This is a genomic window from Nibribacter ruber, assembly GCF_009913235.1.
Classification (GTDB): Bacteria; Bacteroidota; Bacteroidia; order Cytophagales; family Hymenobacteraceae; genus Nibribacter; species Nibribacter ruber.
In genome coordinates this window covers 957,081-974,911 of the sequence record NZ_CP047897.1, presented here as the reverse complement: position 1 = coordinate 974,911, position 17,831 = coordinate 957,081, and the positions used below count along the sequence as shown (strand labels likewise).

Sequence of the window (17,831 nt, the reverse complement as noted above, 5' to 3'; positions counted from 1 at the left end):
TTTTTGTAGCTGGCCTTGAAGCCGTTTTTGGCCTCTTTTCCAAGAAATACGCCAAAAACGAAGGGAGTCTCCTTAAATTGAATAGAAGATGAGAAGGCTGAATTAATTTCTTTGCTGGAGAATGGAATTATAGTGAGCAGGAAAAGTCGTTTCAAGCTTTCTAAAATTGCCTTCGTTTTTGGTGTATTTACTGGAAAACAAGCCAAAAACGGCGTGACTCAGCTTTCTGCAATCAAGGGACATCCAACTAATAAGTTTGTCTTCCTGCAAGAATCTTGTTGGCGACCTAGACAGACTTTGGCTTTGAAACTACTTTGCATTTTCTTCTGGAGTAGGGCAGTTCTGATTCCATAGTTAAAGTTGTTGCAGCTTGCCCACAAGGTCCTTGCAGGAGGACAAAAGAATGGTGGGGAGCAATAGTTAAGAAGGAAGGAAGGAAGGAAGGAAGGAAGGAAGGAAGGAAGGAAGGAAGGAAGGAAGGAAGGAAGGAAGGAAGGAAGGCCTTTTATGATGCGTTATTTTGTTAGTCTAGAATTGAAGGGTAATCGGGGAATGTTATTTAATTAATCATATAAAAAAGGGCGAGTAGAATTACTCGCCCTTTTGCGTTACTCTAAGTAAGAAGGAAGATTAATGACCTCCTTCAGCATTTAGGTTTTCAATGTCATGGCCTTGTTTCTTTAAGATGCCAGAGACTTTCCAGGCAAAGAAGGTGAGGTACCCGAAGCACAACACTGCCACCCAATACGATGAGTGGATGTCTGTGAAGTCCGCGATGCCGCCTTGTAGCGGAGGAATGATGGCACCTCCCAAAATCATCATGATGAGGAGCGAAGAGCCCTGGCTGGTGTATTTCCCTAAACCCGTGATGCTCAACGCAAAGATGCTAGGCCACATGATGGAGCAAACCAAACCGCCGCTGATAAACGCGAACAAGCCCACGGTACCTGTGGTGAACAAGCCAATGAGCATAGCTACAACTCCTAATAAGCCCAGGCCCATTAGAAGTTTGGCAGGCTTGCCTTGTGACCAGAAGTTGGCGGCAATCATGATGGCAATGCAAACGGCGTAAATATATAGGTCGCTCACGTCATTGCCAGAAATGTAATTCACAAACAATACCACGGCAAAAGCTATGTATGGCACCAGAATGCTTAACACCAATTTGGCGTTCTTGCTAACGTTGAACACGGTCACCGCGCTCATCCAGCGGCCAATCATCAAACTACCCCAGTACAAGGAAATGAAATGAGAAATCTGTGACTCATTGTAACCGCCAAACTCCGGGGTCTGCAACAGGGCACCCAGGTTGCTTTGAATGGTTACCTCCACACCCACGTAAACAAAGATGGCAATCATGCCCAGGGTAAGCTGAGGGTATTTCATGGCACCCCAGCCTTCGCCGTTCTTTTGAGCAGCCAAGTTAGACAATACCAGAATAAGAATAACACTTACCAGGGCCAGTATGAGAAGAATCATGGTAGAGGTTCCGGATTCGCTCTCAGGCAGCAAATTGCCCACTACGGCCAGGGCAATGATGGTTCCCGTAATAGCTAGCAAGGAAACAGTGGCCTTGCCACTACGCTCAGGCTCTTCGTCTGAGGTAACTCTTGGCATGTTTCGGGCCGCAAAGATGCCGGCCACCAGTACAAATACCCCTGCAAGAATCAAGTAAAGGGTGTTAATGGAGCTGATAGGGGCTGACTCTGTTTGCTCTTGCGTGGCCGCCACCGTTCCGAAAAGGACTAGCGTGATGATGATGGGTCCGATGGTAGTTCCCAGGGAGTTCACGCCACCCACCAAGCTCAGGCGGTGAGATCCGGTGGCCGGATCACCTAGCGCCACGGCAAATGGGTTGGCAGAGGTTTGCTGCAAAGAAAAGCCCAAGGCAATGACAAAAAATGCTAGCAAGATGAACAGGTACTCGCCAGTGTTCACCGCTGGTATCATTACCAAAGCGCCGACTACAGACACCATCAAGCCATAAATGATACCTTTCTTATAGCCAATCTTGTTCAGGAAATCATACCCTACGCTGGTAGAATAAAGATATAGCAACAGCGAGCCAATGAAGTAAGCACCGTAGAAGGCCGAGTCAATCAACTGCGACTGAAACTGGCTCAGGTTAAAATGCGATTTACAGAAGGGTATGAATACCCCGTTGGAGGCCGCCAGAAAGCCCCAGAAGAAAAATACCATTGCCAGCGTGTAGAGCGCCGAGCTGTAACTTTTACTAGAATGTTGATCCATAAAGCGGTTTGTCTTGTTTAGTCAGAGTTTGGATGGGTAATATAGGAATAAGATAATAGAGGAGAAAAGGAAGAAGCGGCAAACAGATGCAAAAGTGCTGAAAAAACACTTTTTGCTTTAAATGCATGGGTTTCCTACAGTGAATTGTAGAGAAGCAGGAAGGGATATAAGCAAAGGAGCCATCGCATTTCCTTCTATGCCATCAGGGATTGGTAAACATAATAAGCGAGATACAATAAAAAGCCCTCTTTCGTTTTTGGCCTGTTTCCTGAGAAACAGGCCAAAAACGAAAGAGGGGCGAAGGCTGAGAGTAAAACTCTATTCCTATGATTTTCTTACCGAGGACTCTCTGATGATGAGCACCGGGTCCAGCACCAGTTTAGGAATTAACTCAGTAGCAATGGTTGGGTTTTTGACTTGGTGCAGAAACATCTTAAATGCCTCTTCGCCCATCTGTGCGGCCTGCTGGTCTATAGTGGAAAGTCCTGGGGTGATAAACGGACTGAAAGACTCATTTCCGAACCCAATCAAGCCGATTTCTTCCGGAATTCTATAGCCGCTCTTTTTTATTATCTGCTGCGCTCCCAGGGCGGTGAAATCTTCAACGGCAAAGACGGCATCTGGTTTTTTGGCGCCTTCCAACAAAGCTTGCATACACGCCCTCCCAGACTCAATGGAGTTTTTACCATATTGGATTAAATCATCATCTACGGTCAGGTTGTGGGCACGAAGGGCGTCTACGTAACCCCGCAGACGGTCATTGAAAATCTTTACGTGCTGGGCACCAGAAATATGAGCAATACGGGTATAGCCCTGCTCAATCAAATGCTCCGTGGCCATGTAGGCTCCTTTGTAGTCATCAATCACCACAGAAGGCACGCCAATCTCGTCTTTGGTGCGGTCAAACAGCACCAATGGTACTTTTCTCTTTTTTACCTCCAGGTAATGGTCCAAGGTGGTGGTGTCTTTGGCAATGGAGGCAATGATGCCGTCTACGCTGGAGTGAAGCAGCGTCTCAATGCCTTCCACCTCGTACTCGCCCAAAATGTTAGACTGAAACAGCAGCACGTTGTACCCGTGGTTTCTAGCTACTTTCTCAATGCCGTGCACTACCGTGGCGAAGAATCCTATCTCAGAACTGGGTATGACAATGCCAATGATGTTGGTTCTGCCAGAGCGGAGGGAAGAGGCCAGTCTGTTCTGGCGGTAGTTTAGGTTCTGGGCCGCTTCTTTGATGAGTTCTTTGGTGGCGGTACTAATGGAAGGGTGATCGTTCAGGGCCTTAGAAACCGTAGAGGCAGTGGTGTTTACCTTTTTCGCAATGTCATGAATTGTAACTCTAGCCATGGAGAACCATCGATTTCGTAAAATGTTGGGAGAATGCGCCTGTAACAGCCGCTAAGCTGATACGCAGCAAACAAAGCTAATTAAACATATTTTAATAAAGGGACGATTCTGGAAGGTATTTTTGAAAATCATACGTGTTTAAGACGTATTTTTGGGAAATCCTTAAAACTTATTGATTAATTCTGCCTAAAACGCTTTGCAATTAGCGCAGAAGTTGTTAAATCGCTAAGGAAATCGATTGCCAAGAACTGGCTTTGAAGGTAAATAACTAAAAGCCAATATTTTAACTCACAGGTCTGAGAATTGAACCTTGAACTTTTAACCTATCATTCCTAAACCTCTATCTATGTTTAAATTATTACTCAAAAATTTGCCTCCCAGTCATGGACCACAAGGCAAACGGCCGTTTCAGAAATCAGGATTTCTGGTGCTGGCTACGGTCTTCTTTCTGCTTTGCAGCGGTCTGGTGCAAGCCCAGCAGCGTAGTGTTTCTGGTGTTGTTAGCGGGGAAGGATCTCCCTTAGCAGGGGTAACGGTAGTCCTGAAAGGCTCTACCAACGGAACTTCTACAGACGCTGAAGGCCGTTATACATTGTCTTTGTCTGATGCTCAGGCAAATGGAACCTTGGTATTCTCTTATATTGGTTTTCTATCTAAGGAAGTTGCCATTGCCGGACAGCCAACTGTAAATGTAACCCTCCAGTCTGATGCGAAGGCCTTAGATGAAATTGTAGTGGTAGGGTATGGTACTCAAAATAAAAGAGACGTGACAGGTTCTGTTGCATCTTTAGATGAAAAAGATTTCAACGCAGGACCTATCACCAGCCCATTACAACAAATCAATGGTAGAGCGGCCGGTGTGAACATCAACCAAGTGGGTAGTGAGCCGGGCCAGGCGCCTAGCATCCGGATTAGAGGGATTACTTCTTTGATTGGTGGTAATGATCCTTTGGTGGTGGTAGACGGTATTCAAGGTGACTTGAACCTGTTAAAGCAGATTCCACCAAGTGAGATTGAGTCTATTGAGATTTTGAAGGATGCTTCTGCTACGGCTATTTACGGGTCTAGAGGTGCAGCCGGTGTAGTTTTGGTGACTACTAAAAAAGGCTCTGCAGGCACAACCACTGTAGAATACAGCGGCGTGGGTTCAGTAGAAACCATCGCTAAAAACTATGAGTTGCTAAATGCTTCTGAATACAGAGCTGCCGCTGCGGCTAGAGGTATCGAAAACACCTATGACTTTGGAGGAGATACAGACTGGGTAGATGCAATTACTCGTAGAGGGTATACTACTACACACAACCTTGCTGTTTCTGGAGGTACTGAAAACTTTACTTACAGAACTTCATTAACAGGCATTCTGCAACAAGGTATCATCAAGAAGTCAAACTCTGAAAACTACATCGCCCGATTCCAGGGAATGCAGTCGGCCTTCAAAGACAAGTTGGCATTAACCTTCAATTTGAATACTTCAGTTCTCACCAATGATTTCAATAACGGCGGTAGAATTGGAGAGGCCATCAATCGCAGACCCACAGATCCAATTTATGTAGAGAATCCGTTAAACAAAGACACGGGTCCATATTTTATTGATCCTAACGGTTTCAATTACCTAAACCCTGTAGCTCGCACTACTGAGATTGTAGACGGCGACAGAACCAACAATTTGTTTGGTAGCCTTCGTGCGGAATACACAATCTTGAATGGCCTAACCGCTACTGCTTTTGGCTCTTGGCGTAAAACTGACCGCGAGTACCAAAATTACATTTCGGCTAGAACTACTCAGGAAAGCGCTAGAAACCTAGGGGTTGTGCCTGCTAACCTTACTGGTGCAGAAAGAAACCTGTACATTCAGAACTTGCCAGACGGTATTGCTTCCAGAGAACTGAATTCTTCTGATGAGAAGTTATTCAACTTTATTTTGAACTATAAAAAGGAATTCGGCGATCACAGCATTGATGTAATTGGCGTAAACGAGTGGCAGCAACAAGTGTATAACGGTTTTAGAGCTTCTGCCAGAGGGTTTACTGTTGATACTGAGAATAACCTGAGCAGTTTGCAATCGTCAGACCCTACTTTGTTCCAAGCGGGCAACATTACTTCTTATAAATCTGACAGAACTTTGGCTTCATTCCTTGGTAGAGTAAACTACTCTTTCAAAGATAGATATATGTTGAGCGCCAGCTTTAGACGTGATGGTTCTTCTGTATTTGGAGCCAACAACAAATGGGCTAACTTCTTTGCTGTTTCTGGAGCCTGGAGAATTTCTGAAGAAGCCTTCATGTCTGGTTTGGATGTGATGAACGACTTTAAATTGCGAGTTGGCTACGGTGAAACCGGTAACCAGCAAGGTTTAGGGCCATTAAACTCTGTACGCTTAGTGAACAATGATGGGACTGTGTTCTTTGGAGGCTCTGTAATCCCTAACTTCTCTATTACCCAGAACGAAAACAGAGACTTGCAGTGGGAAGTTAAGAAGATGTACAACGCCGGTATTGACTTTGGTTTCTTTGAAGGAAAGCTTTCTGGTACGTTTGATGGATACTATGGCTTAACCAGTGACTTACTGTTTGACTATGCGGTGCCACAACCTCCATATCCTTTTGGAACCATCAAAGCCAACATTGGTGAGATCATGAATAAAGGACTTGAGGCTAGCTTAAGTTATATTTTAGTAGACAATGAAAACGTAGGGGTGACTTTAGCGGGTAACGTATCTACTACTAAGACCGAAGTAAAAGAATTGAGCGGCTCTTTGAACGGCTTACCATTGGAGACAGATTACGTTGTTTGGGCTTCTGGTGGTACAACAGGGGTAGCCTCAACTAACAATGCTATCTCTCACTTAATCATTGGTCAGAGCTTGGGAACATTCTATTTGTTCAAGCACGCTGGGGTTGACGCCAACGGTAACCAAATCATTGATGATTTAAATGGAGACGGAGTTATTTCTGATGGAAACAGAGAAAACCCAGATCGTTACGTTGCTGGTCAGGCCTTGCCTAAGTTCACATGGGCGTTTACACCATCTGCACGATTCAAGAGCTTTGATTTGAACATGGTGGTGCGAGGTGCTCACGGTCATAAGATTTTCAATGCTAGAAGAGCTACAATGAGTGCTCTGGGAAGCTTTGGTCAGACTAACATGTTGAAAAGCGCTTTAGAAGATGGCATCAATAACTTGACATACGCTACTGACTATTGGTTAGAAGACGGAGATTTTGCTCGTTTAGAAAACCTTACTCTAGGTTATAATGTGAATACGGAAAAGTTTGGAGCTGTTAAATCTTTAAGATTCTCATTTACGGCAAACAACCTTTTTGTCATCACAGGATACTCTGGCATTGACCCAGAATTGAGCACAAGCGGTGGATCTGGATTTGGGGTTGACTACGGTATTTATCCACGTACGCGCAGTTTTGCATTAGGGATAAACGCAACCTTCTAAAAATGAACTAAGTGCTTTTGTCTTAGCTTATAAGGCAATAGGCGCTAGGTAAACACTATAAGATTTTTGTATGAAAAAGATATTTTATTCAGCCTTGATTTTCGCGTCTGTCACGTTTGTGGGCTGTACCGATTTGGATGAAGGTATTTACGGGCAACAGGTAGCAGACGATTTCTACGCTACTGAAGCCGGTGTAAATGCAGCCTTAGCCAATATTTACAATGAGGTAAGAGGAGACTGGAACGGAAAAGGAATTGCCGGCGCTGATAGAGGCTGGTATGACTTGAACGAGTCCTCTACAGATGAGATGATTATTCCTAGACGCTCTGATGGGGCTTGGGATGATAATGGTATCTGGCGTGCTATGTACCAGCACACGTGGACAGGTTCTCAAGAGTTCATTGGGAATACTTGGAACTGGTTATATAGAAGCATCTTTAAGGCTAACTTGGCGGTGGAGCTTTTGACCAAAGCTAATGCAGACCCGGCTAGAATAGCCGAGGCTAAAGTTTTGAGAGCCTACTTTTACTATATGTTGATGGATGGATGGGGAGATATTCCTTTCTACACCGAAAACAATGTAACGGTAGACCAGATTCCACAAACTCCGCGCGCAGAGGTTTTCAAATTCATTGAAAATGAGCTGAATGCTAATATTGATTTGCTTCCTACTGCCAAGGGAGGGCAATTCTATGGTCGCTTCAATAAATGGGCAGGTTATGCTTTGTTGGGTAAACTTTACCTAAATGCCCAAGTGTATACAGGTACTCCACGTTGGACAGAGGCCATTGCAGCCTCAGATAAGGTAATAAATGAAGGTGGCTTCTCCTTAGTGCAAAACCTTTATGACAATGCAGGTTCGCAAGCAGTGTTTGGAGATAGATTGTCTGACCAAGAAGTGATTTTGGCTGTGTACGTAGATGCACTTACTGCTCCACGGAACATTATTGGTATTCGTACGCTCCATGGTCCTCATGCTACCGCCTTGTTTGGCTTTAGTGGTTGGAACGGGGCTACCGTTCATCAGGATTTTGTAAACAAATATTCTGAACAGGACAAGCGTCGCGATCAATGGCTTATAGGACCGCAGCCAGGGGGTGTTACCTACAACCTGAACATATCTTCTATAGATAACGCAGGAATGACAGATGGTGCCAGAAACGCTAAGTTTTTGCCTGTTCCTCCCTTTGAATCCAATAATAGTACTTCAAACGACTTCCCGGTTTTCCGTTATGCTGACGTATTGCTGACCAAAGCGGAAGCATTGCTTAGGAGCAATGGAGATCAGGGAACTGCTAAATCATTAGTGAACCAAGTTAGAAACCGTGCAGGATTAGCTGACATCACAGGTACCTTGACCTTAAATGAGATATATGATGAAAGAGGCCGTGAACTTGTATGGGAAGGTCACCGTCGTCAGGATATGATTCGCTTTGGCACCTTTACCGCTGCCCGTGCATTCAAAGCGCAAAGCAGTGATAAATACAAATTGTTCCCTATTCCTGCTGTAGCAATATCTAACAATCCAACATTAAAGCAGAACCCTGGTTATTAAGCATTAAACTAGAATTCATATGAAAAATTTTAAGAAATATTTCCTTTTCTTCAGCCTCCTGATGAGTGCCTTCATGTGGGGATGTGGCGAGGATGAGGTGGATTCCATGTTTATGGAAGTAAGAAACCAGGAGTATGACTTGGTGGTGTTGTCAGATGCTAGCCCAGCCATTCCCGTATCTTTCACCGCGTCTGCCACTGACTTGGAGAAGGTAGTGGTAGAAGTAATGAAAGAAGGAGCTTCTAATGCCATTGCCACTTCCACTCTTAACAACATCAAGTCTAACAGCTTGAACCGTGTAAACATGAGCGTGAAACTTCCAGGCAATGACAAGGCGCCTTCTGGTGTGTATACGGTTAATTACAAGATGACCAGCAAGGATGGAGAGCAGACGGTAGGTTCCTACAAAATTAACGTAATCAACAACATGGAGCCTGTGTTGTGTAATTTTACTAGTCGTCTTCCAGAAGGAAAAACGGTATGGATAAGATTGTATGTTCCTAATGGTGCCACACTTCCGGCTGCAGACAGAACAGTTTACCTTACTGGTAGTTTTGGTTCTCGTGAAGGGGGCTCTGATTGGGATGGCGGTGGAGGACCGCACAAATTTACCCAACTGAGCCCAACTTGCTACGAAATTGCCATGCACTTAGTGTCTGGCGATAAGTTTAAAATTACTCGTGGTACCTGGGACAAGCAAATGACCACTGCCGCTGGTGCGGAGTATTCAGACTTTACCTATAACGGTGAAACTACCTTTAACGCTACTGCTTTCAACTGGAAAGATCTGCCTACTGTAACTCCAACTTCTACAAGTGGCGAAATTCTGAATGTTCCTGCTGATGCGGTTAAGGCTGGCATGTTGACCTTTGTAGCTACCTTAGACAATAGCTTAGATGCGAAAGGCGGCGACTATTACGTAGTAGAAAAAGGTGCCACTAGCCTAACAGGTGCTACTAAAATGATTGCCTTTGAAGGTACTAACAAGATTGCTGCAGCAGTACCTAAGAAAACAGGTGTTGAGTACGTAGTTGTGAAAGGATCAGCTTCTGCCACTGGTAAAAACAGATACGGTTTTGCTCAGTCTGCCATATGGGACGGTAAAACTAATCCTGTACGTGTAAGCATAGGTACTTTTGGTGATCCAGCCTTTACATTAGGAAACAAAATTGTGATTGTGGGTGGAGCCACTCCAGGTGACTGGGGAGTATCTTCTGGTCAAGACTTTACTAAAACTGCACCAGGCAAATACTCAATTACTATTGACCTGAAAGCAGATAGTGAATATTTGTTATTGCCTGAGTATAATCAATGGAATGACAAATGGGCCTTTGGTTCAGGAACCTCTACCCAAGGTACATTTGATGCACAGGGTAATGGTCCAAACTTGTCAACTAAAGGATTAGCTGCAGGTAAATACAGAATTGATGTTGACTTTACAACAGGCATGGGCACTTACAAGCTAACCAAGGTTTAATCTATCTAGTGCAGTGTAGATAGTCATAGAAGAGGTTATCTCATATAGATGAGGTAACCTCTTCTGCTATTTTGGCCACTTTCTGTTTTTGACTCCCTTTGTGAGAAACAGGCCAATAATGCTTCTGTGCATAAATATGACTTGTGAAACTACAGAGGAGGGAAATCCCTTTCATCTTCTGTTTCGGGCGAAGTTTAAAATTAGTATTATCTCATTTTTTCTATTTAAATGAAAGCACTTTTTACCTGTTTCCTGCTTTGGATAAGTGCCTCTTTTAGCTTGCACGCTCAACAAGTACAGCTCACCTTCAGAGTGGACATGAGCCAGCAGACTGTATCACCAAATGGGGTGCATGTGGCAGGTTCATTTCAATCTGAATCTGGGGTAGGGGCAGACTGGAACCCGGCTACTTCTGTAATGACCGATGCCGATAAAGACAATGTCTATGAACTGACGGTGAATGTTCCGGCTGGTGTGTATGAGTATAAATTCATCAATGGTAGTACCTGGCTGGCGCCGCAGCCGGAGTTGGTGCCAGCTGCCTGCGGCATGGAGGATGGAGCTGGGAATGTAAACAGGCAGGTGACGGTAGGAGCTAGTAACGTACGACTACCAGTGGTGAGTTTCGGTTCTTGTACAACACAGATAACCTTTGCCGTAGACATGAGCCAGCAAACGGTAGCTAGTGGCGGCGTGTACGTAATGGGCAACTTTCAGGCTCTGGCTGGGTACGGCGCAGACTGGAACCCTGGTTCTATTCCAGTGCAAGACCCAGAAGGGGACGGAGTGTACACGGTGAACGTAGCATTACCAGCGGGCGGACTCTTTCAATACAAATTCGTTAATGGCTCCTCCACATCTGGCGCAGAGCAGGTTCCCAGCGCCTGCGGAGTGTCTGGCGGGGAAGGAGTTTGGAACCGCACGTTAGATGCCACCACCTCGGTGAAGACGCCAAGCTTTCTTTTTGGGTCTTGTGCCACTTCAGGAAACGTGCCCGTCAACGCTGACTATCCTACCTTTTGGTGGAATGATGCGGTCTTCTATGAAATCTTTGTAAGAAGCTTCTATGACAGTAACGGCGACGGAAAAGGCGATTTTAAAGGGCTTATTCAAAAGTTAGATTACCTAAACGATGGCAATCCTGCCACCACTACAGACCTGGGCATAACCGGTATTTGGCTCATGCCCATGATGGAATCGCCTAGCTATCACGGGTATGATGTGACCAACTACTACGCCACCGAATCAGATTATGGCACTATGGCCGATTTTGAAGAATTTCTGGCGGCCGCTCATGCCCGTGGCATCAAAGTAATCATTGATTTCGTGATGAACCACTCCTCAGACCAGCACCCTTGGTTTCAGCAGTCCAGCAGCAGCACCACAAACAGCTTCCGGGACTGGTACATCTGGTCAGATACCAATCCGGGCACAATTGGGCCTTGGGGGCAAGGAGTATGGCATCAGAAAAACGGGAAGTATTACTATGGTATTTTCTATAGTGGCATGCCAGACTTAAATTGGAGCAACCCCCAGCTGAAGAGTTCTATGTGGGAGATTACTCGTTTTTGGCTGAACAAAGGCGTGGACGGTTACCGGATTGATGCCGTCAAATATTTAGACGAAGACGGCCCGAAACTTGAAAGCACCCCTGAGACCTTCAGCCTTTTGCAAGAGTTTCACCAGGAAGTAAAAAAGTCCAACCCAGACGCTTTTACGGTAGGCGAAGCCTGGTCTAATACTTCGGCCGTGGTTCCTTATGTACAAGACAACAGGCTGGACATGGCGTTTGAATTTGACTTGGCGTCAGCGATTATCAATTCGGTGAAAAATACCAATCCGGCGGGCTTGCGGAATCAATTGAACCTGGTCAACCGGCTTTACCCAAAACTCCAGTATGCCACGTTTCTAACCAACCATGATCAAAACCGCGTCATGGACGAGCTAGGTGCCAACCTGGCCCAAATGAAACAAGCGGCAGCCTTGTACTTGACCATGCCGGGCGTTCCCTTCCTGTATTACGGCGAAGAGGTAGGCATGCTGGGTTCTGGTGTAGATGAAGACAAACGCAAACCAATGCAGTGGACCAATGGAGCTAAGTCTGGTTTTACCACCGGCACTCCGTGGCGTGCGCTTAACTCCAATTTCGCGCAGTTCAATGTGCAGACTCTAGCCGCTGATCCCAGCTCGCTGCTTAACTATTACAAGACCTTAATCCATACCAGAAACGCACAACCCACTCTCCGCAAAGGCTATTATGCAGAGGTAACAGCCGGCAATGCCTCCTTGATGAGTTATGGACGGGTATATGAGCAGGAGGCGTCCCTCATTGTGTCTAATTTGGGAAGTGATGCCTTGCTAAACCCCAGCATTTCCATGTCGGTGTCTACCTTGCAGGCTGGTACTTATCAGGTAAGGGAGCTTATAGGTGACCGGGCGGTGGGGAGTGTTACCATCAATGAACAAGGTGGCTTTTCCAATTGGCAAATACCGGGTCCTTTGGCCGCAGACCAGACCTGGATTTTGCTTTTAACGAGGGGTACCACCACTGGTATTAAAGAAGAACCTCACCTAGAAACCACCTTGTTTCCCAACCCAGCGGCAGACAACGTTACGCTCACTTTGCAGAATCCTCCCAAAAGCAGTAACCAATTGCTGGTGTATGATGTGACCGGAAAGCTAATGACCAAAACCAGCTTCAAAGGCCAATCTATTACTTTGAATACCCGTTCCTGGGCCAATGGTACCTACTTCCTGAAAATACAATCAGAAGGACTGGTGACCATGAAGAGACTAATAGTTGCCCACTAAGATAAACAAACCTATAGAGCCAATCCCCTAACGTATGAAAAAACGAAACCTAAGAAAAGCGATCACTCTTGCGCTCAGTGCCATGGCCCTTTGGACTGGTTCTGTGCAGACGGCCAACGCCCAGGATAAGAAAGAAAGCAAGTGGCCCAGAGGAGTGACCTATGAAATCTTTGTCCAGTCCTTTGCAGATTCCAACGGAGACGGCATCGGGGATATTAAAGGCATGACTTCCAAATTGGATTACTTGAAAAATCTGGGAGTGGAAGGCGTATGGCTCATGCCTATCAACCCTTCGCCGTCTTACCATAAATATGATGTCACAGACTACTATGGCATCCACCCAGACTATGGTACCATGGCCGACTTCAAGGAGTTTGTGAAGGAAGCTCATAAAAGAGGAATCAACGTGGTTATGGACATGGTCATCAACCATTCTTCCAACAAGCACCCGTGGTTTATAGACGCCGCTAAAAATGAAAACAGCCCGTACCGCGACTATTACGTCTGGACGCACAAATCTGACCCCCAGACCCAGAAAGAGGGCAGACCCACCGGCGCCGATTCTGACAATACCCAACACTGGCACAAAGTAGAAGGCAGTGACTACCTGTACTACGGCTATTTCTACAATGGCATGCCTGACCTGAACTTTGACAGCCCTAAACTGCGCAATGAGATTTTCAAGATTGGCCGTTTCTGGTTGCAAGACGTGGGCGTAGATGGATTCAGACTGGATGCAGCCCGTCACATTTTCCCTGATGAGCGGCCCTATGACAACCACCGCTGGTGGGAGTATTTTAGAAGCGAAATGGTGAAGGCCAAACCAGATGTGTACTTGGTAGGTGAAGTCTGGGCGCCCGCAGACATTGTGGCTCCTTACATGAAGGGTTTGCCGGCCTTGTTCAACTTTGAGATGAGTTGGGCCATACCTAAAGCCGTGAACCAAGGCAGAGGTGATTCCCTGGCCATTAAACACGCCAACATCACCAACTTCTATAAATCTGTGAACCCCAACTTCATTGATGCTACCATCCTGAGCAACCATGACCAGAACCGAATCATGAGTGACCTGAACGGAGACAAGAACAAAGCGAAGATTGCGGCTTCTATCTTACTAACGCTGCCTGGCTCACCGTACCTGTATTATGGCGAGGAACTAGGCATGACTGGCAAAAAACCAGACCCTAACATTAGAGAGCCCTTCTTATGGGACGTAGCCAGCAAAGACAAAAGCCGCACCAAATGGATGAAGCCCGAGTATGTGACGGAGAAAACCGTAGTACCAGCCGCGGCTCAAATCAAAGACAAGAACTCCTTGTATAACCATTACCAAAAGCTTATTGCCTTAAGAAAAAACAGCCACGCCCTAACCTTTGGCGACCTTGTTCCGGTAAAGGTCAGCAATTTGGCAGTGAGCGCTTTTACCAGAACCTCTGGCGAGGAGTCAATGCTGGTAATACATAATCTTTCTGGAAATGATATCACCATCAGCCTTCCTACAGAGGTACAATCGTTCAATAAAATTCATTTCGCCACGGACAAGTCCAAGCTAAATAAATCAACCTTAACCCTTCCGGCATTTAGCACGGTGCTTTTGAAAAAGTAGCTTTCTTAAGTAAGTATTAAAGTGAAAATAGAAACTTGATGATGAAGAAATTCTTTTTAGGTGCTGCCTTGCAATGGATGCTTTTAAACGCAATTCCCGTCTGGGCTCAAAAAGATTTTACTCCAGACTGGAGCAAAGGTGTGGTCTGGTATCAGATTTTTCCAGATAGATTTAACAATGGAGACAAGACCAATGACCCCAAGGTAGAGGACCAGCGGGGCGCGTATCCCTTCAATGATTCCTCAGCTTTCCAAATACATCCTTGGACCAGTGATTGGTATAAGCTCCAACCCTATGAAAAAGGGAATGGAAAAGACATCTACTACAACCTACAGCGTCGTCGTTACGGCGGTGATTTACAGGGCGTAATAGACAAGCTAGAGTACCTGCAATCATTGGGTGTGAATGCCATTTATATGAATCCAGTGTTTTGGGCTCCCTCTTCGCATAAATATGACGCACTCTCATACCATCACGTAGATCCAACTTTCGGCCCAGATCCAGAGGGTGATAAGCAGCTGATTGCTAAGGAAAACCCGCTAGACCCCAACACTTGGGTTTGGACAAGTGCAGACAAGCTAGCCTTGAAACTCATTGATGAGGTACACAAGCGAAACATGTACATCATCTTTGACGGAGTGTTCAACCACATTGGGTTAAACAGCTTTGCGTTTCAGGACCTTGTGAAAAAGCAGCAGGCCTCTGCCTACAAAGACTGGTTCATAGTGGAAAGCTGGCGTGATGAAGCGAAAGGTATTCCCTTTAAATACAAAGGCTGGTTTGGCGTGAGCACTCTGCCAGAGTTCAAGGAAGACAGCACCGGTATTGTGGCAGGACCCAAGGAATACATTTTTAATGCCACCAAGCGCTGGATGAATCCTATGAATAAAGGAGTGGCACATGGCATTGACGGGTGGCGACTAGATGTGGCCTATGACGTGAGTCATGCCTTCTGGAAAGACTGGCGCAAGCACGTTCGTAGTATCAATCCCAACGCGTATATGACGGCAGAACTGGTCTTTTCTATTAAAGAAACGAAGCCATATCTGAGCGGAGACGAGTTTGACGCTACCATGAACTACAATTTCGCTTTTATCATGCATGACTTCTTTGTGCAGGAAAAAAAGGCCTCTACAGTCACCCAGTTTGATGCGAAATTGAATGAGCTGCGCAATGCATTTGGGAATGGAGTGGCCTTAAACATGCAGAACCTGATGGACAGCCATGACGCCACCCGCCTGGGCAGTGCCGTGGCCAACCCAGACGGGGAGAAATTTGGGAACTGGGGCAAATACTTCAACTGGAGCCAGAAGAGCAACAACAAAAGTTACAATGCCCGCAAGCCCACTCCAGACCAACTGCAGAAGCAAAAGCTGATTGCGGCTTTCCAACTTTTATACGTAGGCTCTCCCATGGTCTATTACGGAGATGAAGCAGGCATGTGGGGAAGCAATGACCCAGATTGCCGGAAGCCAATGGTTTGGAATGACCTGACTTATTACCCTGAGACGCATAATCCAGACCAAAGTATGCATGATCCAGATGCAGTAGCTTTCAACCAAGACCTATTCAACTGGTATAAGAAGTTCATTGCCTTGCGTCATCAATACAAAGCAATTAAACTAGGCTCTTTTACTACTATAGCCATAGATGATGCAAACCAAATGTATGCCTTCAGCCGAAAGTTAGGGAATGAAGAAGTGGTAGTGATTGTGAACAGAGGAAACCAAGAGATTACGTTCACACATGAGCTGTTGAGGAAGAATAAATTCAAAGATGTATTTTCTAATAAAGCTTCTAAGCAAGTGAAGGTTAGTCCAATGAACGTAGTAGTGCTAGCCAATAAGTAAGAAACATTTATTTCCTTAATTTCTGACTTCAGATTGGTTCGTTTTTAGCCTATTTTCCAGAAAACAGCCCAAAAACGAAGAAGCCCCAGCGTTGGACTGGGGCTTCTTCGTTTTATCAATTGATTTGCCAATATCTATTCTACGGCTTCGTCTACGTCTTTCACAAACAGCGTTAGCAAGCCAGCCAGCACCATAGAGCATCCGCCTAAGACCAAAACATAGATAGACTCGCCTCCAAATACATGCTTGTTGAAGAAGTCCAACAAAGACCCGGCTACAATCTGCGGAATCACAATGAAGAAGTTAAACACGCCCATGTAATAGCCCATGCGATTACTAGGCAGTGATCCCGCAAGAATAGCGTATGGCATAGACAAGATACTCGCCCAGGCAATCCCTACACCCACCATAGAAATGATCAGCATTTTGGGGTCGCTCACGAAGTAGAAGGAGATAAGTCCCAACCCGCCAATCACCAGGCAAATGAGGTGCGTCATTTTGCGGTTGGTCTTTCTAGCCAAGGTTGGCAGTAAAAGAGCTGCAATAGCTGAAACCCCGTTATAGACCGCAAACAGAATGCCCACCCAGTCTGCGCCTTCATTGTAGAGTTTGGATGCTTTATCTGTGGTGTGATACAGGTGGCTGGTGATGGCGGGAGTGGTGAAAATCCACATGGAGAAAAGTGCAAACCAGGTAAAGAACTGCACAATAGCCAACTGCAGCATGGTCTTCGGCATTTTGAAGATGCCCAGCACAGTTTCTTTCATGCCCGCCCAGAAAGAAGTCTCGCTTCTCTCGCGCTCAAAAGCGTCCATGTCCTCGGGGGGATATTCCTTGGTTTTAATGACCGTCCAAAGCACCGCTAAAAAGAACACCACGCCACCCAGGTAGAACGCCCATTTCACCGATGGCGGGATTTCACCTGCCGGGGCGGTATTAGGCATGTCAAACCAATTATTCAGCACCCAGGGCAGGGCGGAAGCCACCACGGCTCCCACGCCAATGAAGAACGTCTGAAACGCAAAGCCCGACGTCCGCTGGCTGGAAGGAAGCAAATCGCCCACCAAGGCCCGGAACGGCTCCATGGAGATGTTAATGGAAGAATCCAAAATCCAGAGCATTCCTGCCGCCATCCAGAGCACGGAAGAGTTTGGCATTATGAACAGAGACAGCGAAGCAAGTAAGGCGCCAATCATGAAGTAAGGCTTGCGACGGCCAAACACGGGGTGCCAGGTTTTGTCGCTTAGGTAGCCAATGATGGGCTGTACCACCAAACCAGTCACGGGTGCAGCCAGCCACAAAGTGGCTATATCCGTAGCGCCCAGGGTTTCAAAAATGCGGCTTACGTTGGCGTTCTGCAGGGCAAAGCCAAATTGGATTCCTAAGAACCCGAAGTTCATGTTCCAGATTTGCCAGAAATCCAGCCGTGGCTTGGAGGTGGCGTTCTGTAAGGTTTGTGCCATGGGCAGGGGTTTGTTTGTTAGGTA

The 17,831-nt window shown here is 46.0% G+C and carries 9 protein-coding genes; 6 read left to right on the top strand and 3 right to left on the bottom strand.

The features are described 5' to 3' along the window. Window positions 1–630: 630 nt before the first annotated feature. A complete protein-coding gene (locus tag GU926_RS04140; protein WP_160689296.1) occupies window positions 631–2,250 on the bottom strand; it encodes an MFS transporter in 1,620 nt (539 codons plus the stop codon). 324 nt (window positions 2,251–2,574) lie between these two features. Then, window positions 2,575–3,597 carry a LacI family DNA-binding transcriptional regulator gene (locus tag GU926_RS04135; RefSeq protein ID WP_160689294.1) on the bottom strand — a complete coding sequence of 341 codons (1,023 nt, stop codon included), beginning with the start codon at window positions 3,595–3,597 and terminating at the stop codon, window positions 2,575–2,577. Between the two features lie 346 nt (window positions 3,598–3,943). On the opposite strand from GU926_RS04135, the gene GU926_RS04130 reads away from it, so the two are divergent. The 6 genes from GU926_RS04130 (at window position 3,944) to GU926_RS04105 (ending at window position 16,344) form a co-directional block, all read left to right on the top strand. After that, the gene (locus GU926_RS04130; protein WP_160689292.1) at window positions 3,944–7,045 is read left to right on the top strand and encodes a SusC/RagA family TonB-linked outer membrane protein; all 3,102 of its coding nucleotides are present in this window, start codon (window positions 3,944–3,946) and stop codon (window positions 7,043–7,045) included. A gap of 70 nt (window positions 7,046–7,115) precedes the next feature. After that, on the top strand, window positions 7,116–8,600 hold the full coding sequence (locus GU926_RS04125) for a RagB/SusD family nutrient uptake outer membrane protein (RefSeq protein WP_160689290.1): 1,485 nt from the start codon (window positions 7,116–7,118) through the stop codon (window positions 8,598–8,600). A gap of 19 nt (window positions 8,601–8,619) precedes the next feature. Then, window positions 8,620–10,077: a copper resistance protein CopC gene (locus tag GU926_RS04120; RefSeq protein WP_160689288.1), complete on the top strand. Its 1,458-nt coding sequence runs from the start codon at window positions 8,620–8,622 to the stop codon at window positions 10,075–10,077. Window positions 10,078–10,356: 279 nt separating this feature from the next. Further along, on the top strand, window positions 10,357–12,888 hold the full coding sequence (locus tag GU926_RS04115) for an alpha-amylase family glycosyl hydrolase (RefSeq protein ID WP_160689286.1): 2,532 nt from the start codon (window positions 10,357–10,359) through the stop codon (window positions 12,886–12,888). 34 nt (window positions 12,889–12,922) lie between these two features. After that, entirely contained in the window at window positions 12,923–14,494 is a 1,572-nt protein-coding gene (locus tag GU926_RS04110; protein ID WP_160689284.1) for an alpha-amylase family glycosyl hydrolase, read from the top strand. Between the two features lie 38 nt (window positions 14,495–14,532). Then, a complete protein-coding gene (locus GU926_RS04105) occupies window positions 14,533–16,344 on the top strand; it encodes a glycoside hydrolase family 13 protein (RefSeq protein ID WP_198001458.1) in 1,812 nt (603 codons plus the stop codon). Window positions 16,345–16,478: 134 nt separating this feature from the next. On the opposite strand, the gene GU926_RS04100 is transcribed toward GU926_RS04105, so the two are convergent. Further along, the gene (locus GU926_RS04100; RefSeq protein WP_232058421.1) at window positions 16,479–17,807 is read right to left on the bottom strand and encodes an MFS transporter; all 1,329 of its coding nucleotides are present in this window, start codon (window positions 17,805–17,807) and stop codon (window positions 16,479–16,481) included. Window positions 17,808–17,831 lie beyond the last annotated feature (24 nt).

Bases quoted from the DNA above. Each gene is read 5' to 3' on its own strand.
- GU926_RS04140 (WP_160689296.1), bottom strand. From the start codon at position 2,250: ATGGATCAACATTCTAGTAAAAGTTACAGCTCGGCGCTCTACACGCTG.
- GU926_RS04100 (WP_232058421.1), bottom strand. From the start codon at position 17,807: ATGGCACAAACCTTACAGAACGCCACCTCCAAGCCACGGCTGGATTTC.
- GU926_RS04135 (WP_160689294.1), bottom strand. From the start codon at position 3,597: ATGGCTAGAGTTACAATTCATGACATTGCGAAAAAGGTAAACACCACT.
- GU926_RS04110 (WP_160689284.1), top strand. From the start codon at position 12,923: ATGAAAAAACGAAACCTAAGAAAAGCGATCACTCTTGCGCTCAGTGCC.
- GU926_RS04105 (WP_198001458.1), top strand. From the start codon at position 14,533: ATGATGAAGAAATTCTTTTTAGGTGCTGCCTTGCAATGGATGCTTTTA.
- GU926_RS04130 (WP_160689292.1), top strand. From the start codon at position 3,944: ATGTTTAAATTATTACTCAAAAATTTGCCTCCCAGTCATGGACCACAA.
- GU926_RS04120 (WP_160689288.1), top strand. From the start codon at position 8,620: ATGAAAAATTTTAAGAAATATTTCCTTTTCTTCAGCCTCCTGATGAGT.
- GU926_RS04125 (WP_160689290.1), top strand. From the start codon at position 7,116: ATGAAAAAGATATTTTATTCAGCCTTGATTTTCGCGTCTGTCACGTTT.